Source organism: Pseudomonas sp. NPDC090208, assembly GCF_044746785.1.
GTDB lineage: Bacteria > Pseudomonadota > Gammaproteobacteria > Pseudomonadales > Pseudomonadaceae > Aquipseudomonas.
On the sequence record NZ_JBIVCU010000005.1, the window covers coordinates 39567 to 63409 of the forward strand.

The window sequence follows — 23843 nt, forward strand, 5'->3', positions numbered from 1 at the left end:
CTTGAACAGGCTGCAATTGTGCGCAGGCACCGGAATAGGCGGCAATGACCGGAAGTGCCATCGACGATGACACTCCGGTCACTTGCAGCACGGCAACGACAACTACTAGAAGGCTTGGGTGAAACGATCCAGACAGGCTTTGATGTAGGCCACCTGAAAACCGTACGCATCCTGTACGGCGGTCTTGGCCTCGGCCCCGAGTTTCTGTTTTTTGAAACCCAGAAGGCCGGTCTGCATCAGTTGCACGGCGTCGTCTGCGGCCTTTTGAAACGCCGCCAGATCACCGCTTTGAGGGTATTGAGAAGCCAATGCGTCGACTCTGGCATCGGCCTCATCACGCAATTGCTGAAATTCGATATTGCTCAGCGACTGGTCTTCGTAAATACGCGCGAGCCATTGGCCCAGTGGCGAATTGTCCTGGGCTGCCGAAGACTTCTGCAACTCCACAAGCTCGGCACTCAGTTTTGACAGCTCAACGGACTTTTCCAGAATTTCCTGACTCAGCAACTCGACTTTATTACTCATGGCGCCCTTCCTTGCTGCTATGGATGCCCCGTCTTGGGACAGCTAAAGCGTAGGCGCAGAGTGCTGCCTCAACAACTGTCAACCTTGACAGTTGACAGATGGCAAAAAAAGCGAAAACAGCTTAGCGAGCAGGCGGCTGCTCGCCGTGAGGCACCACGGCCACGGTCAGGCGGGAAATACAGCTGGCCTTGCCGTCATCGCTGGTCAGGCGAATGTCCCAGACATGGGTGGTACGGCCGATATGGACCGGATGTGCCACCGCCGTGACCCGCCCGCTGCGCAGCCCGCGCAAATGGTTGGCGTTGACTTCGATGCCGACGCAGAAATATTTGCTGGTGTCGATGACCAGGTAGCTGGCGCTGGAGCCCACGGTTTCCGCCAGTACCACAGACGCGCCGCCGTGCAGCAAGCCGTAGGGCTGATGGGTACGGTGATCGACCGCCATGCTCGCTGTCAGCGAGTTGTCGTCGAACGCCTCGAAGCGGATATCCAGCACTTCACCAATGGTGTTTTTTTGCATCGCATTGAGCGCATCGATATCGGGAGTTACACGCCACAGACTCATGGTTTTTCCTTGTGTTTGGAGAGGACAGCGGAATGTGTGGGAGCCGGCTTGCTGGCGAATGCATCAGGTCAGACACCACCGTGGTGAATGGCAGATTGCGTTCGCCAGCAAGCCGGCTCCTACAGGTGCATCACAGAGTTACGACGGGTGACGCACACCGTTCAGCATCATCGCCCCGGCCAACGGGAAGTCTGTCTCCAGCTCGGCCAGACTCGCGGTGTGCATGGGCTGCGCCTGTTGCAGATTGCCGTGGACCGCCAGACCGATCAGCGTGCCGACCAGCGGCTGATGGCTGACCAGCAGCACATCGTCCGGCGCGTACAGGTCAAGGTTGTCCAGCACCTTGCGCGGATCGCTTTCCGGGGTCAGCCACGGCACGGTGACAACCGCATCAGTGAAGCCGAGCGCCTGTCGTACCAGTTCGGCTGTCTGCTGCGCCCGCACGTAGGGGCTGGCGATGATCCAGCGCAGCGGCTTGCCCAGCAGCTGCGCAGCGCTGGACAGGACTTCCTCGCGACCGTGATCGGTCAGTTCGCGTTCAGCGTCGGTGCGGGCCCGGTTCTGGGCCTCGCCGTGACGCAGAATCCACACTTTCATAGTTTCGGTTCCTCATCACGCACCGGGTGCTCGGCGGGCGGGACGCTGTGCGGCGCTTCACCTTCCGGTGCGCGCGGGGCCGGCCAGTCGGCGAACGGCCAGGGTTTCTGGTCGGTATGGAAGGTGCCGAAACGGCCGATCTGCGCGAGAAACTGGCTCAGGCTGTCGCCGAACGACATCACGCTCAGGCTCGGCGCACCGTAGAACAGCCGATAGACCAGTTGCACCAGCACGGTGATGGCCAGCACCAGCTCCGCCACCTGCCAGACCACGGCAAACACCAGCATCCACAGGATGCGCAGCAGGATCGATTCGTGTTGCTTGAATTTGGATTCGTTCAAGAGCTTCTCCACCGGATCAGTTGAAACCACTGGTTGAAATGAAGTCGACGTCGGTCTTCGGTTCGGCGCGCATCAGCAATTCGATGACCTGCTCCAGCGTGCGGCCTTCGAACAGAATGGCATGCAGACCAGCCACCAGCGGCATGTACACCTGCAACTCCTGCGCCTTGGCCTTGAGTACCTTCAGCGTGTTGACCCCTTCGGCCACCTCGCCCAGACGGGTCACCGCCTCGTCCAGGCTCAGACCCTGGCCGAGGGCGAAACCGACCTGATAGTTGCGACTCTTGGGCGAGGAACAGGTGACGATCAGATCGCCGACGCCGGCCAGGCCAAGGAAAGTCATCGGGTTGGCGCCCTGACTGACGGCAAAACGGGTCATTTCCGCCAGCGCTCGGGTGATCAGCATGCTTTTGGTGTTCTCGCCCATGCCCAGCGCCACGGCCATGCCGGAGATGATCGCATAGACGTTTTTCAGCGCGCCGCCCAGTTCGACGCCAAACCGGTCGGCGCTGGCATACACGCGAAAAGTACGACCGTGCAACACGTCCTGAACATGCTGGCACAGCGCTTCATCTTCACTGGCGACCACGGTGGCGGTCAGCGCGTGCTCGGCGATTTCACGGGCCAGGTTCGGGCCGGACAGCACACCGATGCGGGCCTTGGGCGCGATGTCCTGAAGAATTTCGCTCATCAGCTTGAAGGTATCGGCTTCGATGCCCTTGGTCAGGCTGACCAGCATCTTGCCGGTGAGCAGCTCGACATCCGGCGTCAACACCGCGCGCAGAGCACTGGACGGCAAGGCCACGAAAATCAGCTGGCTGTCGCGCAGGGTGGTCTTGAGGTCGGTGACCGGCTCGACCCCGTCGAGCACCTTGATGCCCTTGAGGTAGCGCGGGTTCTCGCGATTGACGCGGATCGCCTCGGCCTGCGCGGGGTCGCGCATCCATTGCCGGACCCGGTGGCCGTTTTCGGCCAGAAGATTGGCCACGGCCGTCCCGAAGCTGCCGCCACCCAGGACTGCAATCGGTTGCTGTTGGGTCATAAAACCATCCATCTGAAGCCATCACATCTGGCGATGGCAGCATTATACGGAGCGCCGTGCCGGCCACCAGCGGCAAAACACGGCCTTAAAACTGTACAGCCGAAACCCTACCCTTCATGAGGAATTTACTTACAGCTCGGTTAAGATGCGTGGCCCTGAAGAAAATTCCGCACGTGCACCGATGAGCTATTGTTTAGGCGCTTCCGACGAGATCCGATTCCATGACAGCCATTTTTGTACCGCCGTGCATCGGCAAGCCCTGCACTGCGTGAACGCTAGTCAATGAGTCAAGCCATGACGGTACGACGCGGCTGGAACATCAGCACCCGCACACAGATCCTCAGCCTGGGCCCGGCCCTGTTGCTGACGTTGCTGTTGATCAGCTTCTTTACTGTGGTACGCATCCAGGATCTGCGCCAGGAACTCAATCACACTGGCCAGTTGATCGCCAATCAGTTGGCGCCGGCCTCCGAATATGGCGTGATCGTCGGCAACAACAACGTTCTGGAAGGTCTGATGCGGGCGACCCTGAGCACGCCCCACGTACGCTTTCTGGAGGTGCAGAACAGCCTCGGTCAGGTGCTGGTCCGGGTCGAGCAGAGTTCCGATGACAACCACTCGCGGCAGATGGAAATCTTTCAGGCGCCGATCCGCTTGCAACAGATAAAACTGCGCGACCGTGGCGTCGAGAATGGCAACGTGCCCACCGAGGACTACCTGGGACGGGTGTTGGTGGGCATGTCCAGCGAGGCCTTCAACATGCGCGAGCAGGAAATTCTGCTCAAGGCCGGTATTCTCGCGCTGTTCGCCCTGCTCTTCACTTATATTCTCGCGCGGCGTCTGTCGCTGAGCCTGTCCCAGCCGATCAGCGCCATGAGCGATGCGGTCAAGGCGATCCAGCACGGCGACTACACCGTACCGCTGCCGGTGGCCGATGACGCCGAACTGGGCGATCTGGCGCGTCATATCAACAACCTGGCGCTGGGCCTGGAAAAAGCCGGCCGCGAGCAGAAGCAGGCGATGGATCAATTGATCCGCACCCGTGAAGAGGCCGAGCGGGCCAACAGCGCCAAATCCGAGTTCCTGGCAATGATGAGCCACGAACTGCGCACGCCCATGAACGGTGTGCTGGGCATGCTGCAGTTGATGGAAACCACGCGCATGACCGAGGAGCAGGCCGAATACGCGGCACTGGCTACCGAGTCCACCGAACACCTGCTCCGTGTGATCAACGACATCCTCGATTTCTCCCGCTTTGAACGCGACGCACTGGAGCTGGAGAACATTCCGTTCAATCTGGCCGAACTGATCGCCACCTCGGTACAGGCGTTCGCCCACAACGCGCAGCAGCGCGGGCTGGCACTGGAGCTGGATCTGGCCGACGGGCTGGACGCACTGCGGGTCAAGGGCGACCCGACCCGCATCCGGCAGATTCTGGTCAACCTGATCGGCAACGCCCTGAAGTTCACCGAGTTTGGCAGCGTGCGGGTGGAAACCGCCTGGCAGCAGCCCGATTCGCAACACATTCTGTTTACCTGTGCGGTGCGCGACAGTGGCATCGGCATTTCACCGGACCTGCTCGAATCGATGTTCGATGCCTTTCAGCAGGCCGACAATTCGATTTCCCGCCGCTACGGCGGCACCGGGCTGGGCCTGCCAATCGCGCGCAACCTGGCCGAACGCATGGGTGGCACGCTGGAGGCGCAGAGCAGTGAAGGTCTGGGCTCGGTGTTCACCCTGCAATTCCCCCTGCAATACGTTCAGCAGGAGGAGCCGGCATTGCAGACCCGCTCTACCGGTGAAGTGCCGCAGGAACGTGACGGTTGCGTGCTGCTGGTCGAGGACAATCCGGTCAACCGCACGGTGGTCGAAGCCATGCTGCGCAGCCTCGGCCTTGCGGTCAGCGTGGCCGGCGACGGCGCCGAGGCGGTAAGCATGGTCAGCAAGGACAGCTACGCGCTGATCCTGATGGACTGCCGCCTGCCGGTGATGGACGGCTACGAAGCCACCCGCCGGATTCGCCAGTTGCCCGGCCTGGAAAACCTGCCGATCATCGCCCTCACCGCCAACGCCCGCCACGGCGACCGCGATGTGTGCCTGCAGGCCGGGATGAACGATTACCTGGCCAAGCCATTCAAACGCACTGATTTGCAGCAGGTTTTGCAGCGCTGGCTGACCTTTAAGGCATCTGCGACTGGCGATAAATGCTAAATTGCGGCAGTCTTGTGTGCCTGATCGACCCGAGTTGTCGTGCGGGCAACACATTTCAGTGCACAGGTGTGCATTCATTTGCGTCCGTGCTGTGACTTTCACTACAACGCAACAGTCTATGAGTAGGCTGCCAGCAGAGGGATGCCCCGCTGGCCAGATCGGGTTAAGTATCGCCACACCCTGCCGCACAGGATTAACGAGGAGTTCGCATGACCAAACAAAACGCCTTTACCCGGGAAGACCTGCTGCGCTGCAGTCGCGGCGAGCTGTTCGGCCCAGGTAACGCGCAACTGCCCGCCCCCAACATGCTGATGGTTGATCGCATCACCCATATCAGCGCTGAAGGCGGCAAGTTCGGTAAAGGTGAATTGGTCGCCGAACTGGATATCACCCCGGACCTGTGGTTCTTCGCCTGCCACTTCGAGGGTGATCCGGTGATGCCGGGCTGCCTGGGCCTTGACGCCATGTGGCAGCTGGTCGGCTTCTTCCTGGGCTGGCAAGGCCTGCCGGGCCGTGGCCGTGCGCTGGGTTCGGGCGAGGTCAAGTTCTTCGGCCAGGTCCTGCCTACCGCCCAGAAAGTCACCTACAACATTCACATCAAGCGCGTCCTCAAAGGCAAGCTGAACATGGCCATCGCCGATGGTTCGGTCAGCGTGGACGGCCGCGAAATCTATACCGCCGAAGGCCTCCGGGTCGGCGTGTTCACCTCCACTGACAATTTCTAAGGGTTATTCGCATGCGCCGCGTCGTAATCACCGGTCTGGGCATCGTTTCCTGCCTGGGCAATGACAAAGAGACCGTCTCCGAAAACCTGCGTAAAAGCCGTCCGGGCATCCGTTTCAATCCGGAATACAAGGAAATGGGCCTGCGCAGCCAGGTGTCCGGCTCCATCGACCTGAACCTCGAAGAACTGATCGACCGCAAGATCTATCGCTTCGTCGGCCATGCCGCTGCCTACGCCTATCTGGCAATGCAGGACGCGGTGAAGGACTCGGGTCTGACTGAAGACCAGGTGTCCAACGTCCGCACCGGCCTGATCGCCGGTTCCGGTGGCGCATCGACCCTGAACCAGATGGAAGCGCTCGACATCCTGCGTGAGAAAGGCGTCAAGCGCGTCGGTCCGTACCGTGTGACCCGCACCATGAGCAGCACCGTTTCGGCCTGCCTGGCAACGCCGTTCAAGATCAAGGGCCTGAACTACTCCATCGCTTCTGCCTGCGCCACCAGTGCTCACTGCATCGGTACCGCCATGGAACAGATCCAGATGGGCAAGCAGGACATCGTCTTCGCCGGTGGCGGTGAAGAAGAGCACTGGAGCCAGTCGTTCCTGTTCGACGCCATGGGCGCCCTGTCCAGCAAGCGCAACGAAACCCCTGAGCAGGCTTCGCGCGCCTACGATGCCGACCGTGACGGTTTCGTCATCGCTGGCGGCGGCGGTATGGTCGTGGTCGAAGAGCTGGAACACGCTCTGGCTCGCGGCGCGAAGATCTACGCTGAACTGGTCGGCTACGGCGCGACCTCCGACGGCTACGACATGGTCGCTCCAAGCGGCGAAGGCGCGATCCGCTGCATGCAGCAGGCGCTGTCCACCGTCGACGGCAAGATCGACTACCTGAACACCCACGGCACCTCGACTCCGGTCGGCGACGTCGCGGAAATGAAGGGCGTGCGCGAAGTCTTCGGTGACAACGCTCCGGCCATCAGCTCCACCAAGAGCCTGTCGGGTCACTCCCTGGGCGCCGCCGGCGTTCACGAAGCGATCTACTGCATGCTGATGATGGAAGGCAACTTCATGGCCGGTTCGGCCAACATCGACGAACTGGACCCGGAAGTCGCTGACCTGCCGATCCTGACCAAGACTCGCGAAAACGCCGAGCTCAACCTGGTCATGAGCAACAGCTTCGGCTTCGGTGGCACCAACGCCACGCTGGTGATGAAGCGCTGGACCGGCAAGTAATACGGCCTGTCGCAGCACATGAAAAAGGCGTCCTTCGGGACGCCTTTTTTATTGCACGGCATTTGTGGGAGCGGGCCTGCCCGCGATAGCAGGCCCAGAACACCGCCGACACCCCTGATTGGCCCGGATAACACGGCGGGAGCGAATTCATTCGCGATAAGCCAGTTCAGACAATGGATGTGCATCGACTGAACTGGCCTCATCGCGAGCAGAGCTCACTCCTACAGAATCCGCGTGATGCTTCCGCTGCACACGGTTCTGTGGGAGGGAGCCCTGCTCGCGACGGCGGTGGCGTCCGCGAGAACGCTGCCGCCGGCAAGCCGGACTGCTACGGGTTTTGGGTTATCCATTGGAGAGACGGCAAACACCCATCCTGTGGGAGGGAGCTCTGCTCGCGATGGCGTTGACTCAGTCAACGCAGCAGCACTTTGATGGACGCCATCGCGGGCAAGCGCGCTCCTACGGTCAGACCGAGAACGCGGCCACCATGCCGTTCAGGTCCGTCGCCAGACGCGAAAGGTCCTGGCTCGCCGCACTGGTCTGGTTGGCACCGGTCGAGCTCTGCAGCGCCAGGTCGCGGATGTTGGTCAGGTTACGGTCCACCTCCCGAGCCACTTGCGCCTGTTGTTCCGAGGCGCTGGCGATGACGACGTTGCGTTCAGTGATCAGGGTGATGGCCGCGGCAATTTCGTCCAGCGCCACGCCGGCCGACTGTGCCAGCTCCAGCGTGGAACGCGCGCGCCCGTTGCTGCCCTGCATCGCCGCCACAGCGCGGTCGGTGCCCTGACGGATATCGCCGACCAGCGCTTCGATCTCCTGAGTCGATGACTGCGTGCGATGGGCCAGTGCGCGCACCTCGTCGGCGACCACCGCAAAACCGCGCCCGGCCTCACCGGCCCGCGCCGCTTCAATGGCGGCGTTGAGGGCCAGCAGGTTAGTCTGCTCGGCCACCGAACGGATCACGTCGAGCACCTTGCTGATGCCGTAGACCTTCTGCGCCAACGCTTCGACCTGATCGCCGGTTTCGGTCACGTCGTTGGCCAGATGACCAATGGACGCGACGGTTTCCTGCACCTGCTGACGGCCACGCTGGGCGATGCGATCCGACTCGCCGGACGCCTGGGACGTCGCCACGGCATTGCGCGCGACCTCTTCCACCGCTGCCGTCATCTGGTTCACCGCCGTGGCCGCCTGATCGATTTCCAGGCTCTGCTGATTCAGACCCCGGGTCGAGTCCTCGGTGACCGTACTCAGCTCCTCGGAAGCCGACGCCAGTTGATTCGACGAATCGGAAATCCGCAGCAGCGTCCGGCGCAGACTCAGCTGCATGGTTTTCAACGCCTCCAGCAGACGGGCCGGTTCGTCACGACCTTCGACGACGATTTCGCGGGTCAGGTCGCCGGACGCCACCACCTGCGCGATGCCCAGTGCCTGCGCCAGAGGGCGGACGATGCTGCGCGTCAGCCCCCAGGCCAGGACCAGGGTGATCAGCGCAGTCAGCAACATCATCGCAACGACCCAGACAAACGCACTGCCGAACACGCGCTGCGCCATCTCACTGGCCTGACCAGCGCCTTGCTTGTTCAGCGCGGTCAATTGGTTCAGCGCCTGAGTCATGACATCGGCGTAGTGGTTCATCTCGCCGTTGATCACCTGTACGGCGTCGTCCAGACGATTCTGCGCGGAAAGCTCCATGACCCGGTTCTGCCGCTGAAAATACGCCTGCTGCGCGGTGCTGAAGTTGTTGAACAACTCGCGTTCCTGCGCCACTTCGATCAGTGATCCGTAATGTTGCTGCGTGCTCTGCAGCCCGCTCTTGAGCTGTTCCAGTTTGCTGACGTTGTCCCGCAGCGCTTCAGGGTCGCGATTGAGCATGAGGCGCAGGGTCAGGGTTCTGATGCGCATCATGTCCTGTCCCATCGTGCCCAGCTCCATGACGCTGGGCAGCCATTTGTTCTCCACCAGATCGGACTGTTTACGCATGCTCGACATCTGCATCAGGGCAAACGCGCCCAGCGCAAACACCAGCAGCGCCAGCACCCCGAAACCCAGTGCTGCGCGGGGTGCAATGTTCATGTTTCTGACCGTCATAGTGGGTGCCTTCCCAAGTAACCCTGCAATTGAAGAATGCAGTCGGTGTCGCCACAGATATCGGCAAAAGCGAACAAAAGCTGTAGGACAATTCGACAAATTTTGAAGTAACTAACTATTTCGTGTGCGACGGCAGCACAGACGATCCAGACGCAGCGGTTTATGCTGATTACTTTCTCGTCTCATCCATCAAGAGCCTACTCATGCTGACCATCAAACCCCGCGCAGAAGACGTCGAAGGCCAGCCGATTCTGCGTCCCCTGCCCTCTGCTCAGTGCCGTAGCGTTGGCCCGTTCGTGTTTTTCGACCACATGCTGGAGACCACCTACGCGCCCGGCACAGGCATGGACATCCGCCAGCACCCGCACATCGGCCTGTCGACCCTGACCTATCTGTTTGAAGGCGAAATCCAGCACAAGGACAGCCTCGGTAGCGATCAACACGTGCTGCCCGGCGATGTCAGCTGGATGACGGCCGGCAGCGCCATTGCCCACGTCGAGCGCACACCCCAGGCCCTGCATGACAGCGGCTCGCGGTTGCATGGCCTGCAGATCTGGCTGGCTTCGCCAAAAGAGCACGAACAGGGTGACGGCCACTACAGCCACCATCCGGCCGCGACCCTGCCGGTCAGTGAGGGCATGGGCATCTTCATTCGCATGATTGCCGGCAATGGCTTCTGTCTCGAATCGCCGGTGCCGGTGTTATCGCCGACGCTGTATGCCGAGGTGAAAATGCAGACCGCCACGACGCTGCTGATCCCCGCCGAGCATGAGCAACGCGCTTTGTATGTGATCGAGGGTGAAGCCCTGCTGGATGGCGAGCCTGTGGAGGCGCGCAGCCTGGTGGTGTTGAATCCGGGAGATGAACCGACGCTGTGCGCCGAGAGTGACTGCCACGCCGTGCTGATCGGCGGCGCAGCGCTGGACGGGCCGCGACGGATGAACTGGAACTTCGTCGCCAGCGATGCGGCATTGATCGATCAGGCAAGACTGAAATGGGCGGCCGGCGACTGGCCGACGGTGCCGGGAGAGATTGGGCGGATCGAGTTGCCGGCGGCCAGAAAATAAGAGCGCCTCACCGGATCATGCCGATGCCCGATCCGTGGGAGCGAATTCATTCGCGATGCAATGGTTCAATCGATACAGATGTAGCGGTCGTGCCATCTTCTCGCGAATGAATTCGCTCCCACAGGGGTCAGTGCCTGGTCAGGCACATCGCATCAGCCAGCGAACACTTCATCCAGCAGGTTGTGCATGGCGGTGAAGGCACGCTTGGACACGGTCGGGTTGTACATCTGCACGCCCGGGTTATTGGCATGCGGGTCGGTGAACGAGTGGAACGCGCCGCCGTAGCTCAGCAGCTGCCAGTCGACGTTGGCCGCGTTCATTTCTTCTTCAAACGCTGGCAGTTGTTCTTTCGGCACCAGCGGGTCCGAGGCGCCGTGCAGCACCAGCACCTTGCCCTTGATGTTGTTGGCATCGGCCGGGTTCGGCGTGTCCAGCGTGCCGTGGAACGACACCGCGGCCTTCAGCGGCGCACCGGTACGCGCCAGTTCCAGCGCACAGCAACCGCCGAAGCAGAAACCGAATGCCGCCAGATTGCCCTTGTCGACTGCCGCGACGGTTTGTGCGGTCAGTTGGTCCAGCGCCGCCTGCATGCGCTTGTTCAGCAGGCCACGGTCGTTCTTCAGCGGCATCATCGCGGCCAGCGCCTGATCGGCGTTGGTCGGGCGCACGCTCTTTCCATACAGATCAGCCAGCAGCACCACATAGCCTTTGGCCGCAACTTCTTTGGCGGTCTGCTCGGCGCTGTCGCTGACACCCATCCAGTTCGGCGCCATCACCAGCCCGGGAGCCGCCTTGGCACCTTCGCTGTAGACCAGACGGCTCTCATAGTTCTGGCCGTCAATCTGATACACCAAGGACTGCACGGTTACGTTGCTCATTGCTGACTCCTACTGTTCACAATATGAGATGGATCAAATGACAAAACCCGCCGAAGCGGGTTTTGACGTGACGCAGAGCTTAAACCGAGAGCTCGACCAACAACTTGTTCAAACGGCGCACGTAAGCGGCCGGATCCTTCAAGCTGTCGCCGGCAGCCAGCGCCGCCTGGTCGAAGAGGATGTGCGACAGGTCGCCGAAGCGCTCTTCGTTCTGTTCGCTGTCCAACTTGCCGATCAGCGGGTGGGACGGGTTGAATTCGAAGATCGGCTTGGAATCCGGCACCTTCTGCCCGCTGGCTTCGAGGATCTGGCGCATCTGCAGACCCAGGTCCTGCTCGCCGATGGCCAGAATGGCCGGCGAGTCGGTCAGACGATGGGACACACGCACTTCACTCACGGCTTCACCCAGCGCCGACTTCAGGCGCTCGATCAGGCCTTCTTTGTCCTTGGCGATTTCTTCCTGGGCCTTCTTGTCCTCTTCGGAGTCCAGCTTGCCCAGATCCAGGTCGCCGCGAGCCACGTCGACGAAGCCCTTGCCGTCGAAGTCGCTGAGGTAGCTCATCAGCCACTCGTCGATGCGGTCGGTCAGCAGCAGCACTTCGATGCCTTTCTTGCGGAAGACTTCCAGGTGCGGGCTGTTCTTGACCTGCGCGTAGCTTTCGCCGGTGAGGTAGTAGATCTTGTCCTGACCTTCCTTGGCGCGGGCCAGGTAGTCAGCCAGCGCAACGCTCTGCTCGCCGCTGTCATCGGAGGTCGAAGCGAAACGCAGCAGACCGGCGATCTTTTCCTTGTTGGCGAAGTCTTCTGCCGGGCCTTCTTTCATGACCTGACCGAAGTTTTTCCAGAAGCCTTTGTATTCTTCCGGCTGGTTCTTCGCCAGTTTCTCCAGCATGTCCAGCACGCGCTTGGTCAGCGCCGACTTCATCGAATCGATGATCGGGTCTTTCTGCAGGATCTCGCGGGAAACGTTCAGCGACAGGTCGTTGGAGTCGACCACACCCTTGATGAAGCGCAGGTACAGCGGCAGGAACGACTCGGCCTGATCCATGACGAACACGCGCTGCACGTACAGCTTCAGGCCGCGCGGTGCTTCACGCTGATACAGGTCGAACGGCGCGCGGGCCGGCACGTACAACAGCGAGTTGTATTCCAGCTTGCCTTCGACCTTGTTGTGGCTCCAGCTCAGCGGGTTCTCGAAGTCGTGGGCGATGTGCTTGTAGAACTCCTGGTATTCCTCGTCCTTGACGTCGGTACGCGAACGGGTCCACAGGGCGCTGGCACGGTTGACGGTTTCCCACTCCTGCACCGGGGCAGGCTCGCCTTCGACGGCGATCTGCTCTTTCGGCAGCTCGATCGGCAGCGCGATGTGGTCGGAGTATTTCTTGATGATGTTGCGCAGGCGGTAACCGTCAGCGAACTCGTCTTCAGCGGCTTTGAGGTGCAAGACGATCCGGGTGCCGCGATCGGCTTTCTCGACGGTGGCGACTTCAAACTCGCCCTCGCCTTTCGACGACCAGTGCACGCCTTCGCTGGCAGGCTGGCCGGCGCGACGGCTGAACACGTCAACCTGATCGGCAACGATGAATGCCGAGTAGAAGCCGACGCCGAACTGACCGATCAGGTGCGAGTCTTTCTTCTGGTCGCCGGTCAGGTTTTTCATGAAGTCGGCAGTGCCGGACTTGGCGATGGTGCCCAGGTGGGTGATCACATCTTCACGGCTCATGCCGATGCCGTTGTCTTCGAGGGTGACGGTTTTCGCGTCCTTGTCGAAGCTCACACGAATTTTCAGCTCTGCGCCGCCTTCCAGCAGTTCCGGTTTGGACAGCGCTTCGAAGCGCAGCTTGTCCACAGCGTCAGAGGCGTTGGAAATCAGCTCGCGCAGGAAAATTTCCTTGTTCGAGTACAACGAATGGATCATGAGGTGCAGCAGCTGCTTTACCTCGGTCTGGAAGCCCAGGGTTTCCTTTTGAGTTTCCACACTCATGGTCATCAAACTCCAATCAGTCCACACGGATGAGGGGGCCGTCCGGGGCAAGTCAGCAGCCTGGACGGCGGGTTGTCATCAAGGTGGGGACGGGCCGGGGGATTTCAAGGGCACGGACCGACAGCGCGACGATTCTTCATTCACAAGTAAGCGGTCATTCGCTTAACGCCGGACGAACCGCCGTGGGAAAAACGTTTAATCGATAAAACTTCCGGTCGCTCGGCGTAACGCTGTTGAAACAGCGATGCGCCTATTCGGCAACAACAGGGAACTAAGTTAATGGCGATGGTTCGAAGGCTCGTAGATGATCAATAAGGAGAAACACCCCATGCGTAAGACTTTAGCCATTGCCCTCATGCTTTCTGCCACTTTGGGTCTCGCTGCCTGCGACAAAAAATCCGAGGATAAACAGCAAGATGCCAACAAGGCTGCACAACAGTCGCAGGAGTCGATGCAGAAGGCTCAGGAAAAAGTGAACGACGCTGCCAAAGAAAGTCAGGAAGCGGCACAAAAGAATGCGGAAGCGGCACAAGAGCGCGCCAAAGAGGCCAACGAACAAGCGCCTGCGCCAACTAAGCCATAAGTTCCAGAGTTTCCAAAAAAATAAAGCCCGCTCATGCGGGCTTTATTTTTATTCAGCGCAAGTCTGCGGTGACGGGTGTTAACGACATCACCGCCCTGCTCTTCAGGCCATCGCTTCGCTGCGCTTACCCAGCATGCGGTCGACCACGAACGCAGCGAACAGGGCAATCAGCGACGGGATCAGCCAGGCCAGACCCTGCTCGCTCAGCGGCAGATGCGCCAGCACATTTGGCACGCCCAGGCCAGCGCCCTTGGCGGCATCGATGGCACCGAACAGGAAGGACACCAGCATCACCGGCGCCACGATCAGGCCATGGCGATGCCAGAAGTCCTTGCAGAAGCTCAACGCCACCAGCGCGATGCACGGCGGGTAGATCGCCGTCAGCACCGGAATGGAGAACTGGATGAGTTTGGTCAGGCCCAGGTTGGACACCAGCAGGGAGAATGCCGCCAGCAGAATGACCAGTGTCTTGTAGGACAGTGGCAGCAGACGGCTGAAGTATTCGGCGCAAGCGCAGGTCAGACCCACCGCCGTCACCAGACAGGCCAGGGAGATCAACACCGCCAGGAAACTGCTGCCCAGCGTACCGAAGGTGTTCTGTACGTAGGCGTGCAGAACGGCCGCGCCGTTGGTGGCGTTGGCCGCGATTTCGTGGCTGCCGGAACCCAGACGGAACAGGCTGATATACACCAGCGCCAGACCGACACCGGCGATCAGGCCGGCGATGATCGCATAGCGGGTGATCAACCGGGGCGACTCGACGCCGCGGGAACGGATGGCGTTGACGATGACGATACCGAAGACCAGCGCACCGAGGGTGTCCATGGTCAGGTAGCCGTTGATAAAGCCCTGGGAGAACGGAGCTGCCACGTATTCAGGCTTGGCGGCACCGACGTCACCTGCTGGCAAGGCGAAGGCTGCGATGCCCAGCACCGCCAGGGCGATGATCTTCAGTGGCGCGAGGAAACGCCCCACGGTGTCGAGCAGACGGCCGGGGTACAGCGATATCCAGAACACCACCAGGAAGTAGACCAGGCTGTAGATGAACAGCGCGGTCGGGTTTTCGCCAGTCAGCGGCACCAGACCCACTTCGAAGGACACGGTTGCGGTGCGCGGTGTCGCGAACAGCGGGCCGACCGAGAGGTAGCAGACCGCTGCGAGCACCGTACCGGCCACGCGACCAATGGGGCTGCTCAGCGAGTCCATGGCGCCACCGACCTTGGCCAGCGCCACGACGGTCACGACCGGAAGGCCGACTGCGGTGACCAGAAAGCCCAGCGCGGCCATCCACACATGTGGACCGGCCTGCAAGCCAACGATCGGGGGGAAAATGATATTGCCGGCGCCCACGAACAACGCGAACGTCATGAAACCCAGTGCCAGGATGTCCTGACCTTTCAACACTTTCATCAAAGAAACCACACTGCTGAATCGGAATTAAGAAGAGGATTTCCCTGAGGGTAAGGGAAATGCTGCCCGTCCTTTTAGAACAGGCCCTTGCGCGCAGCGACCCCTTGTGGGGGTCGGCCACGCAAAATGGTCGCTAGCCTACCCTATTTCATGCACCGACACAGGGCGGCACGACCGATGAACGCACGTTCCTGTCGCATATCGGACACGTCAACCGGGGAAAACTGTTTTTCCGGAATGGACAGGATGATTTCCACCCCGCCACCCCGCCAAGAACCTGTAGGAGCCGGCTTGCTGGCGAACGCGGGGGGTCATGAGGCATTGCGGTATCTGACCTGACGCGTTCGCCAGCAAGCCAGCTCCTACAGGATGCGTACCGGGCACCAATCGCACCCATAGACGGACTGCTACGGGCATGGATTTCAAATGCCGAAAATGACAAAGGCCACCCGAAGGTGGCCTTTGTCGATCAGTCAATGATCAGCAAGCAATGCTTACTTCTTCATTTCCCAACCCGTCAGCTCGGCCAGGGCCTTGCCGATGTCTGCCAGCGAACGCACGGTTTTCACGCCTGCGTCTTGCAGAGCAGCGAATTTCTCGTCTGCAGTGCCTTTGCCGCCGGAGATGATTGCACCTGCGTGGCCCATGCGCTTGCCCGGAGGAGCAGTCACACCAGCGATGTAGGAAACAACCGGCTTGGTCACGTTTGCCTTGATGTAGGCAGCGGCTTCTTCTTCAGCCGAACCACCGATTTCACCGATCATGACGATCGCTTCGGTCTGTGGGTCGTTCTGGAACAGCTTCAGGATGTCGATGAAGTTCGAACCCGGGATCGGGTCACCACCGATACCAACACAGGTCGACTGACCGAAACCGGCGTCAGTGGTCTGCTTCACGGCTTCGTAAGTCAGGGTGCCGGAACGCGACACGATACCGACTTTGCCTGGCAAGTGAATGTGACCTGGCATGATGCCGATCTTGCACTCGCCCGGAGTGATGACGCCTGGGCAGTTAGGGCCGATCAGGGTAACACCCAGCTCGTCGCACTTGACCTTGGCATCCAGCATGTCCAGGGTAGGAATGCCTTCGGTGATGCAGACGATCAGCTTGATGCCGGCGAAAGCGGCTTCCAGGATCGAGTCTTTGCAGAACGGAGCCGGAACGTAGATCACCGAAGCGTCAGCAGCGGTTGCTTTCACAGCTTCAGCAACGGTGTTGAACACTGGCAGGCCCAGGTGAGTGGTGCCGCCTTTGCCTGGGGTCACGCCGCCAACCATCTTGGTGCCGTAGGCGATGGCTTGTTCGGAGTGGAAAGTACCTTGCGAGCCGGTGAAGCCCTGGCAGATAACTTTGGTGTCTTTATTGATCAGGACGCTCATTATTTGCCCTCCGCAGCTTTGACGACTTGTTGAGCAGCGTCGGTCAGGCTGGTAGCTGCGATGATGTTCAAGCCGCTTTCTGCCAGTACTTTTGCGCCCAGCTCAGCGTTGTTGCCTTCGAGGCGAACAACAACCGGGATTTTCACGCCGACTTCTTTCACGGCGCCGATGATGCCTTCGGCAATCATGTCGCAGCGAACGATGCCGCCGAAGATGTTGACCAGTACTGCAGCGACATTGCTGTCGGACAGGATGATCTTGAACGCTTCGGTCACGCGCTCTTTGGTCGCGCCGCCACCTACGTCGAGGAAGTTGGCTGGCTTGCCGCCGTGCAGGTTGACGATGTCCATGGTACCCATGGCCAGACCGGCACCGTTGACCATGCAGCCGATGTTGCCTTCCAGTGCCACGTAGTTCAGTTCGAACTTGGCAGCGTGGGCTTCACGTGGGTCATCTTGCGATGGGTCGTGGAAAGCCTTCAGCTTTGGCTGACGGTACATGGCGTTGGCGTCGATGTTGATCTTGGCGTCCAGGCAGTGCAGATCGCCGTCGGCCTTGATGACCAGCGGGTTGACTTCCAGCAGGGCCAGATCGTGGTCCTGGAACAGTTTGGCCAGACCGGTGAAGATCTTGGCGAACTGAGCAACCTGCTTGCCTTCCAGACCCAGCTGGAATGCCAGGTCGCGACCCTGGAACGGCTGAGCGCCGACCAGTGGGTCGATAGTGGCTTTGAGAATCTTCTCAGGCGTGTCGTGAGCGATTTTCTCGATGTCCACGCCACCTTCGGTGGAGGCCATGAACACGATACGACGGCTCGAACGATCGACTACAGCGCCCAGATACAGCTCTTTGGCGATGTCGGTGCAGGATTCAACCAGGATCTTGGTGACTGGTTGACCGTTGGCATCAGTCTGGTAAGTGACCAGACGCTTGCCCAGCCACTGAGCGGCGAACGCAGCTGCGTCTTCCTTGCTCTTGACCAGTTTTACGCCGCCCGCTTTACCGCGACCACCTGCGTGAACCTGGGCTTTGACAACCCATTCGGTCCCGCCGATCTTGTCGCACGCTTCTGCTGCTGCTTCGGGAGTGTCTACTGCAAAGCCCTTGGATACTGGCAGGCCGTATTCAGCAAACAGCTGCTTACCCTGATACTCGTGAAGATTCATGCTTATTACCGTCTTCGTTAGGTACTGCGCATTCGGTGCTGCTCGCTCAAGCGTGCCGCACCACCTGTGACCGCTTCTCCCGTCAGCCACCGGGCCGTCACCGAAGTGCCGCCCCGATCGCCATCGGGAGTTCGAGTCCGACGGACCTTCCGCGGCATGCCCTGCGAACAGGCCATGCGACGGGCGGACCGCCGTGGTTTTTTCTTAGCGTTTTTTCTTGTTCTGGATGTGGATGGCATGGCCATTCACAGCCAGCGCTGCTTCGTGCAGGGCTTCGGACAGCGTCGGGTGCGAGAAGACCATCATGCCGATGTCTTCTGCACTGGTGCCGAACTCCATGCCGATCGCGCCTTGCTGAACCAGTTCTGCTGCGCCCGGGCCGATGACGTGTACACCCAGTACACGGTCGGTCTTGGCGTCAGCGATGACCTTGACGAAACCGCCGGTGTCGTTGGCTGCCATTGCACGGCCGCTGGCCGCGAACGGGAACTGACCGACGTTGACTTCAACGCCTTCGGCTTTCAAGGTCTGTTCGGTCTTGCCGACCCACGCGATTTCCGGGTGGGTGTAGATGACCGAAGGGATCAGGTCGTAGTTCATCTGGGTCTTGTGACCCTTGATGCGCTCGACCACCATGATGCCTTCTTCCGAGGCTTTGTGTGCCAGCATCAGACCACGAACCACGTCACCGATCGCATAAACGCCAGGCACGCTGGTTTCACACTGATCGTTGACGAAGATGAAGCCGCGCTCGTCGATGTCGACGCCGCTGTCGGCAGCCAGAAGATCGGTGGTCACCGGACGACGGCCTACAGCAACGATCAGGCGGTCGAAAGTGATGTTCTGCTCACCGTCTTTGTCGGTGTAGTTGACGACAACTTCGTTGCCGTTGACTTTCGAGCCGGTCACGCGAGCGCCCAGCTTGATGTCCAGACCCTGCTTGGTGAAGGTCTTCTGCGCTTCCTTGGAAACGGCTTCGTCAGCGGCTGGCAGGAACTTCTCCAGCGCTTCCAGAACGGTGACCTTGGAACCCAGACGCGACCACACCGAACCCAGTTCCAGGCCGATGACGCCGGCGCCGATGACGCCCAGACGCTCAGGCACGGTCTGGAATTCCAGGGCGCCGGTGGAGTCGACGATGACGTTCTGGTCGACCGGAGCCGGTGGAATGTCGATCGGACGCGAGCCGGAAGCCAGGATGATGTTGTCGGCTTCGATGACTTCGGTAGTGCCGTCAGGCTTGGTCAGCTCGACTTTCTTGCCGGCCAGCAGTTTGCCGTGGCCTTGCAGGGAAGTGACGCCGTTAGCCTTGAACAGGCTGGCAACGCCGCCGGTCAGGCCTTTGACGATCTGCGACTTGCGACCGACCATGGCCGGTACGTCCATCTTCACGTCGCCGGAGATCGAGATACCGTGCACGTTGAACTGGTTCTTGGCTTCGTAGAATTTCCACGAGCTGTCCAGCAGTGCCTTGGACGGAATGCAGCCTACGTTCAGGCAGGTACCGCCGAGGGCCAGCTTGCCCTCTTTATCCTGATACTTCTCGATGCAGGCAGTCTTGAAACCAAGTTGCGCAGCCTTGATGGCGGCAACATAACCGCCAGGGCCTGCGCCAATCACTACCACGTCGAATTTCTGGGACATAAAAATTTCCTTTAGCTACAAGCTTCTAGATGCAAGTCGCAAGCTTATCCGCGTCAGACGACGGAACAGTTTCACGACAGGCATCATGGGATGCGACAAACAGGCCGCAAGCTACAAGCCGATCCGCTTCTATCTTGAAGCGTGTGGCTGGCAGCTTGCGGCTGCCTCATCAGATATCCAGCAACAGACGCGCTGGATCTTCCAGCAGGTTCTTGATGGTCACCAGGAAAGTCACAGCTTCTTTACCGTCGATCAGGCGGTGGTCGTAGGACAGTGCCAGGTACATCATCGGACGGATGACGACCTGACCGTTCACGGCCATAGGACGCTGAACGATGTTGTGCATGCCCAGGATGGCCGCTTGTGGCGGGTTGACGATCGGGGTCGACATCATCGAGCCGAAAGTACCACCGTTGGTGATGGTGAAGGTACCGCCAGTCATCTCGTCGATGGACAGCTTGCCGTCACGGGCTTTCTTGCCGAAGTTGGCGATGCCGCCTTCGATTTCAGCCAGGCTCATCTGCTCGGCGTTACGCAGAACCGGAACCACCAGACCACGATCGCTGGAAACGGCAACACCGACGTCGGCGTAGCCGTGGTAAACGATGTCCGAACCGTCGATCGACGCGTTGACAGCCGGGAAGCGTTTCAGCGCTTCGGTAGCAGCCTTGACGAAGAACGACATGAAGCCCAGGCGTACGCCATTGTGGGACTTCTCGAACAGGTCCTTGTACTTCGAACGCAGTGCCATGACTTCGGTCATGTCGACTTCGTTGAAAGTGGTCAGCATGGCCATGGTCGACTGGGCTTCAACCAGACGCTCGGCAACCTTGGCACGCAGGCGGGTCATCGGTACGCGCTTCTCGGTGCGGTCGCCAGCGGCGAACACAGGAGCAGCCGGAGCGGCAGCGGCGGCAGGCTTGGCAGCTGGAGCGGCGGCCGGAGCGGATTTCTTCGCTTCGATGGCAGCGACAACGTCTTCCTTGGTGACGCGACCGTCTTTGCCGGTGCCTTTGATGCTGGCCAGGGCAATGCCGTTTTCTTCAGCCAGCTTGCGGGCAGCCGGAGCGCCGATGGCGTCTTCGTCAGCAGCAGCGGCCGGTGCGGCAGCAGCTGGAGCCGCGGCAGGAGCAGCAGCGGCAGCCGGAGCGGCCGATGCAGTGGCGCCTGCGTCCAGGGTCGCGATCAGTTCGTTGGACAGGACGGTGTCGCCCTCGCCTTTAACGATCGATGCCAGCACGCCGTCAGCTTCGGCCAGTACTTCGAGAACGACTTTGTCGGTTTCGATGTCGACCAGCAGCTCGTCACGCTTTACCGCTTCGCCCGGCTGTTTGTGCCATTTGGAAATGGTGCCGTCGGCAACGGATTCCGGGAAGGAGGGGGCTTTGATCTCGATAGCCATTATCTGTAATTCCTTAAATTCGGTTTCTAGTGCACGAAGGCGTTAGACAGTGAACGCGTCTTGCAGCAGTTTTTCCTGCTGTTCGGCGTGCATCGAAGCGTAGCCACAAGCAGGCGCAGCGGAAGCGTCACGACCGGCATACTCGAGAACGAGGTTGCGGTTGTGATTGCCGATGCTGCGGCGCAGGTGATGCTGGCTGCTGTACCAGGCGCCCTGGTTCATCGGCTCTTCCTGACACCAGACCACATTGGTCAGGTTGGTGTAAGGCGCGATGGCCTCCATCAGGTCGTCTTCCGGGAACGGATAGAGCTGCTCGATACGCACGATGGCGATATCTTCGCGGCCTTCGGCACGGCGTTTTTCCAGCAGGTCGTAGTACACCTTGCCGCTGCACAGGACCAGACGGGTCACCTTGGCCGGATCGAGCGCGTCGATTTCCGGGATGACAGTCTGGAACGAGCCTTCGGCCAGATCTTCCAGGGTCGAGATCGCCAGCTTGTGACGCAGCAGGGATTTCGGGCTCAGCACAACCAGAGGTTTGCGCAGAGGACGAATCACCTGGCGACGCAGCAGGTGGTAGATCTGAGCCGGCGTGGTCGGCATGCACACCTGAATGTTGTGCTCGGCGCACAGCTGCAGGTAACGCTCCAGACGTGCCGAGGAGTGCTCAGGCCCCTGCCCTTCGTAACCGTGAGGCAACAGCATGGTCAGACCGCACAGACGGCCCCACTTGTGCTCGCCGCTGGTGATGAACTGGTCGATCACGACCTGTGCACCGTTGGCGAAGTCACCGAATTGCGCTTCCCAGATCACCAGCGCGTTCGGCGTGGTGGTCGAGTAGCCGTATTCGAAGGCCAGTACCGCTTCCTCCGACAGGAAGGAGTCGTACAGTTCGAACTTCGGCTGGCCGGCGAACAGGTTCTGCAGAGGCAGATAGGTGCTGGCGTCCTTCTGATTGTGCAGCGCCGCATGGCGGTGCGAGAAGGTGCCGCGACCTACGTCCTGGCCGGTGATACGAACCGGGTGACCTTCGAACAGCAACGTGGCGTAGGCCATGGTTTCTGCGTAGCCCCAGTTGATCGGCAAGCCACCGGCCTGCATCTTCTGGCGGTCTTCGTAGATCTTCTGGACCTGACGCTGAACCACGAAGCCTTCCGGCAGCTCCATCTGCTTGGCAGACAGTTCCTGCAGGGTCTTCAGGTCGAAACGGGTGTCGTGACGCGCAGTCCAGGCATGGCCCAGGTATGGACGCCAGTCGACGAACAGTTCCTTGTTCGGCTCCTTGACCAGGCTCTTGACCACGTGCATGCCGTTGTCCAGCGCGCTGCGGTACTCGTCGACCTTGGTCTGGGCCGCTTCGGCGTTCAGAACACCGGCGGTCGCCAGCGCATCGGCGTACAGCTCACGGGTGGTGCGCTGTTTCGAGATCTGCTGGTACATCAGCGGCTGAGTGCCACTTGGCTCGTCGGCCTCGTTGTGGCCGCGACGGCGGTAGCAGACCAGGTCGATGACCACGTCACGCTTGAACTGCATGCGGTAATCGATGGCCAACTGGCTGACGAACAGAACAGCTTCCGGATCGTCGCCGTTTACGTGCAGGATCGGCGCCTGGATCATCTTGGCAACGTCGGTCGCATACTCGGTGGAGCGCGCATCCAGCGGGTTGCTGATGGTGAAGCCGACCTGGTTGTTGACCACGATGTGGATGGTACCGCCAGTCTTGAAGCCGCGGGTCTGCGACATCTGGAAGGTTTCCAGGACCACGCCCTGACCTGCGAATGCAGCGTCACCGTGGATGGAAATCGGCAGTACTTTCTCGCCGGTGGTGTCGTTGCGACGGTCCTGACGGGCGCGCACCGAACCCTCGACCACCGGAGACACGATCTCCAGGTGAGACGGGTTGAATGCCATCGCCAGGTGAACTTCGCCACCCGTGGTCATGACGTTGGACGAGAAGCCCTGGTGGTATTTCACGTCACCGGAACCCAGCTCGACCTTCTTCTTGCCTTCGAACTCGTCGAACAGCTCGCGCGGGTTCTTGCCGAAGGTGTTGACCAGGACGTTCAGACGGCCACGGTGGGCCATGCCGATGACGATTTCCTTGGTGCCGTAGGAACCGGAACGCTGGATCAGTTCGTCCAGCATCGGGATCAGGCTTTCGCCACCTTCCAGACCGAAACGCTTGGTGCCCGGGTATTTGGTACCCAGGTACTTTTCCAGACCCTCAGCCGCGGTGACGCGCTCGAGCAGATGGCTCTGGATGTCGGCGGAGAATGCTGGACGGCCACGCACGCTTTCGAGGCGCTGCATGAACCAGTTGCGCTGGTTGGAATCGACGATGTGCGTGAATTCCGCACCGATGGTGCGGCAATATGTCTTCTGCAATGCGTCGACGATTTCGCGTAGGCTCGCCTCCTCCTTGCCGATGAACAGGTCGCCGGCACGGAATGTGGTATCGAGGTCAGCGTTGGTCAGACCGTAATGGTTGATCGACAGGTCAGCTGGCGCAGTACGCTGCCACAAACCCAATGGATCGAGTTGCGCTGCCTGATGGCCGCGCATACGGAATGCCTGGATCAGTCGCAGTACTTCGACTTGCTTCTTCTCGTGCTCGCTGCTCACGCTTCCGGCAGATACCGGCTGGGCGCGGCGCTGGTTTTTCGCCAGCAACACGAAATGATCGCGAACCGTAGAGTGCGATACATCAGTGGCAGAGTTGCCATCAGCTGGCAGCGTCTGAAAGTAGGTGCGCCACTCTTCTGGCACAGCGTTAGGGTCGTGCAGGTAGAGCTCGTAGAGCTCTTCCACATAGGCAGCGTTACCACCGGATAGGTGGGCACTGTTCCACATGCGCTGCATCACGCTTTCTTGCATGCTTGGTCACCCTCGGTAAGGGGACACCACCGGCGAAAACACCGTAATGAGCCTGTGCAGTCCGGATGCAGCAACTGTTTCAGTTCATCAGGGATCACGCAGATAGCCCGGGTACCAGCCCGGATGC

Annotated in this window: 19 protein-coding genes; 5 read left to right on the forward strand and 14 right to left on the reverse strand. The window is 60.3% G+C overall.

Annotated elements, in window-relative coordinates:
- Positions 1 to 105: 105 nt before the first annotated feature.
- From ACIPL0_RS10590 to ACIPL0_RS10610, 5 genes are all read right to left on the reverse strand, one after another.
- A complete protein-coding gene (locus ACIPL0_RS10590; RefSeq protein WP_400596588.1) occupies positions 106 to 525 on the reverse strand; it encodes a hypothetical protein in 420 nt (139 codons plus the stop codon).
- 121 nt (positions 526 to 646) lie between these two features.
- Positions 647 to 1090, reverse strand: coding sequence for a hotdog fold thioesterase (locus ACIPL0_RS10595; protein ID WP_400596589.1), 444 nt, complete (start codon positions 1088 to 1090; stop codon positions 647 to 649).
- Positions 1091 to 1228: 138 nt separating this feature from the next.
- Positions 1229 to 1687, reverse strand: coding sequence for a phosphohistidine phosphatase SixA (sixA, locus tag ACIPL0_RS10600; protein WP_400596590.1), 459 nt, complete (start codon positions 1685 to 1687; stop codon positions 1229 to 1231).
- Positions 1684 to 2028: a DUF4389 domain-containing protein gene (locus tag ACIPL0_RS10605; RefSeq protein ID WP_400596592.1), complete on the reverse strand. Its 345-nt coding sequence runs from the start codon at positions 2026 to 2028 to the stop codon at positions 1684 to 1686. The genes sixA and ACIPL0_RS10605 overlap by 4 nt, the downstream gene beginning before the upstream one ends.
- A 16-nt stretch (positions 2029 to 2044) precedes the next feature.
- Positions 2045 to 3070, reverse strand: coding sequence for an NAD(P)H-dependent glycerol-3-phosphate dehydrogenase (locus tag ACIPL0_RS10610; RefSeq protein ID WP_400596594.1), 1026 nt, complete (start codon positions 3068 to 3070; stop codon positions 2045 to 2047).
- 294 nt (positions 3071 to 3364) lie between these two features.
- Between ACIPL0_RS10610 and ACIPL0_RS10615 the strand changes: the two genes are divergently transcribed.
- The 3 genes from ACIPL0_RS10615 (at position 3365) to fabB (ending at position 7238) form a co-directional block, all read left to right on the forward strand.
- On the forward strand, positions 3365 to 5281 hold the full coding sequence (locus ACIPL0_RS10615) for a response regulator (RefSeq protein ID WP_400596595.1): 1917 nt from the start codon (positions 3365 to 3367) through the stop codon (positions 5279 to 5281).
- Between the two features lie 209 nt (positions 5282 to 5490).
- Positions 5491 to 6006, forward strand: a complete 516-nt coding sequence (gene fabA / locus ACIPL0_RS10620; RefSeq protein WP_400596597.1) for a 3-hydroxyacyl-[acyl-carrier-protein] dehydratase FabA — start codon at positions 5491 to 5493, stop codon at positions 6004 to 6006.
- 11 nt (positions 6007 to 6017) lie between these two features.
- A complete protein-coding gene (gene fabB, locus ACIPL0_RS10625) occupies positions 6018 to 7238 on the forward strand; it encodes a beta-ketoacyl-ACP synthase I (protein ID WP_400596599.1) in 1221 nt (406 codons plus the stop codon).
- A gap of 465 nt (positions 7239 to 7703) precedes the next feature.
- Here the strand turns inward: fabB and ACIPL0_RS10630 are convergent, their stop codons facing one another.
- Complete coding sequence (locus ACIPL0_RS10630) at positions 7704 to 9329, reverse strand: methyl-accepting chemotaxis protein (RefSeq protein ID WP_400596601.1); 1626 nt, start codon at positions 9327 to 9329, stop codon at positions 7704 to 7706.
- 203 nt (positions 9330 to 9532) lie between these two features.
- Between ACIPL0_RS10630 and ACIPL0_RS10635 the strand changes: the two genes are divergently transcribed.
- Positions 9533 to 10396 carry a pirin family protein gene (locus ACIPL0_RS10635; RefSeq protein WP_400596602.1) on the forward strand — a complete coding sequence of 288 codons (864 nt, stop codon included), beginning with the start codon at positions 9533 to 9535 and terminating at the stop codon, positions 10394 to 10396.
- A gap of 152 nt (positions 10397 to 10548) precedes the next feature.
- Here ACIPL0_RS10635 and ACIPL0_RS10640 read toward each other — a convergent pair whose 3' ends face one another.
- The gene (locus ACIPL0_RS10640; RefSeq protein ID WP_400596603.1) at positions 10549 to 11274 is read right to left on the reverse strand and encodes a dienelactone hydrolase family protein; all 726 of its coding nucleotides are present in this window, start codon (positions 11272 to 11274) and stop codon (positions 10549 to 10551) included.
- Between the two features lie 79 nt (positions 11275 to 11353).
- Positions 11354 to 13258 carry a molecular chaperone HtpG gene (gene htpG / locus ACIPL0_RS10645; protein WP_400731531.1) on the reverse strand — a complete coding sequence of 635 codons (1905 nt, stop codon included), beginning with the start codon at positions 13256 to 13258 and terminating at the stop codon, positions 11354 to 11356.
- Between the two features lie 328 nt (positions 13259 to 13586).
- On the opposite strand from htpG, the gene ACIPL0_RS10650 reads away from it, so the two are divergent.
- Entirely contained in the window at positions 13587 to 13841 is a 255-nt protein-coding gene (locus ACIPL0_RS10650; RefSeq protein ID WP_400596605.1) for a hypothetical protein, read from the forward strand.
- A 102-nt stretch (positions 13842 to 13943) separates the two neighbouring features.
- Here ACIPL0_RS10650 and brnQ read toward each other — a convergent pair whose 3' ends face one another.
- The 6 genes from brnQ to ACIPL0_RS10680 all read right to left on the reverse strand — a co-directional run bounded on the left by brnQ (position 13944) and on the right by ACIPL0_RS10680 (position 23716).
- The gene (brnQ, locus tag ACIPL0_RS10655) at positions 13944 to 15251 is read right to left on the reverse strand and encodes a branched-chain amino acid transport system II carrier protein (protein WP_400596606.1); all 1308 of its coding nucleotides are present in this window, start codon (positions 15249 to 15251) and stop codon (positions 13944 to 13946) included.
- Between the two features lie 494 nt (positions 15252 to 15745).
- Complete coding sequence (gene sucD, locus ACIPL0_RS10660) at positions 15746 to 16630, reverse strand: succinate--CoA ligase subunit alpha (RefSeq protein ID WP_400596607.1); 885 nt, start codon at positions 16628 to 16630, stop codon at positions 15746 to 15748.
- Positions 16630 to 17796 (reverse strand): ADP-forming succinate--CoA ligase subunit beta, encoded by a 1167-nt coding sequence (gene sucC, locus ACIPL0_RS10665; protein ID WP_108238734.1) that lies wholly within the window; start codon positions 17794 to 17796, stop codon positions 16630 to 16632. The genes sucD and sucC overlap by 1 nt, the downstream gene beginning before the upstream one ends.
- A 204-nt stretch (positions 17797 to 18000) precedes the next feature.
- Complete coding sequence (lpdA, locus tag ACIPL0_RS10670; protein WP_400596609.1) at positions 18001 to 19440, reverse strand: dihydrolipoyl dehydrogenase; 1440 nt, start codon at positions 19438 to 19440, stop codon at positions 18001 to 18003.
- Positions 19441 to 19609: 169 nt separating this feature from the next.
- Positions 19610 to 20842, reverse strand: coding sequence for a 2-oxoglutarate dehydrogenase complex dihydrolipoyllysine-residue succinyltransferase (gene odhB / locus ACIPL0_RS10675; RefSeq protein WP_400596610.1), 1233 nt, complete (start codon positions 20840 to 20842; stop codon positions 19610 to 19612).
- A 42-nt stretch (positions 20843 to 20884) separates the two neighbouring features.
- Positions 20885 to 23716 (reverse strand): 2-oxoglutarate dehydrogenase E1 component, encoded by a 2832-nt coding sequence (locus ACIPL0_RS10680; RefSeq protein WP_400596611.1) that lies wholly within the window; start codon positions 23714 to 23716, stop codon positions 20885 to 20887.
- Positions 23717 to 23843 lie beyond the last annotated feature (127 nt).

Coding starts and splice junctions, on each gene's coding strand:
- ACIPL0_RS10590 (WP_400596588.1), bottom strand. CDS start 525: ATGAGTAATAAAGTCGAGTTGCTGAGTCAGGAAATTCTGGAAAAGTCC.
- ACIPL0_RS10595 (WP_400596589.1), bottom strand. CDS start 1,090: ATGAGTCTGTGGCGTGTAACTCCCGATATCGATGCGCTCAATGCGATG.
- sixA (WP_400596590.1), bottom strand. CDS start 1,687: ATGAAAGTGTGGATTCTGCGTCACGGCGAGGCCCAGAACCGGGCCCGC.
- ACIPL0_RS10610 (WP_400596594.1), bottom strand. CDS start 3,070: ATGACCCAACAGCAACCGATTGCAGTCCTGGGTGGCGGCAGCTTCGGG.
- ACIPL0_RS10615 (WP_400596595.1), top strand. CDS start 3,365: ATGACGGTACGACGCGGCTGGAACATCAGCACCCGCACACAGATCCTC.
- fabA (WP_400596597.1), top strand. CDS start 5,491: ATGACCAAACAAAACGCCTTTACCCGGGAAGACCTGCTGCGCTGCAGT.
- fabB (WP_400596599.1), top strand. CDS start 6,018: ATGCGCCGCGTCGTAATCACCGGTCTGGGCATCGTTTCCTGCCTGGGC.
- ACIPL0_RS10630 (WP_400596601.1), bottom strand. CDS start 9,329: ATGACGGTCAGAAACATGAACATTGCACCCCGCGCAGCACTGGGTTTC.
- ACIPL0_RS10635 (WP_400596602.1), top strand. CDS start 9,533: ATGCTGACCATCAAACCCCGCGCAGAAGACGTCGAAGGCCAGCCGATT.
- ACIPL0_RS10640 (WP_400596603.1), bottom strand. CDS start 11,274: ATGAGCAACGTAACCGTGCAGTCCTTGGTGTATCAGATTGACGGCCAG.
- htpG (WP_400731531.1), bottom strand. CDS start 13,258: ATGAGTGTGGAAACTCAAAAGGAAACCCTGGGCTTCCAGACCGAGGTA.
- ACIPL0_RS10650 (WP_400596605.1), top strand. CDS start 13,587: ATGCGTAAGACTTTAGCCATTGCCCTCATGCTTTCTGCCACTTTGGGT.
- brnQ (WP_400596606.1), bottom strand. CDS start 15,251: ATGAAAGTGTTGAAAGGTCAGGACATCCTGGCACTGGGTTTCATGACG.
- sucD (WP_400596607.1), bottom strand. CDS start 16,630: ATGAGCGTCCTGATCAATAAAGACACCAAAGTTATCTGCCAGGGCTTC.
- sucC (WP_108238734.1), bottom strand. CDS start 17,796: ATGAATCTTCACGAGTATCAGGGTAAGCAGCTGTTTGCTGAATACGGC.
- lpdA (WP_400596609.1), bottom strand. CDS start 19,440: ATGTCCCAGAAATTCGACGTGGTAGTGATTGGCGCAGGCCCTGGCGGT.
- odhB (WP_400596610.1), bottom strand. CDS start 20,842: ATGGCTATCGAGATCAAAGCCCCCTCCTTCCCGGAATCCGTTGCCGAC.
- ACIPL0_RS10680 (WP_400596611.1), bottom strand. CDS start 23,716: ATGCAAGAAAGCGTGATGCAGCGCATGTGGAACAGTGCCCACCTATCC.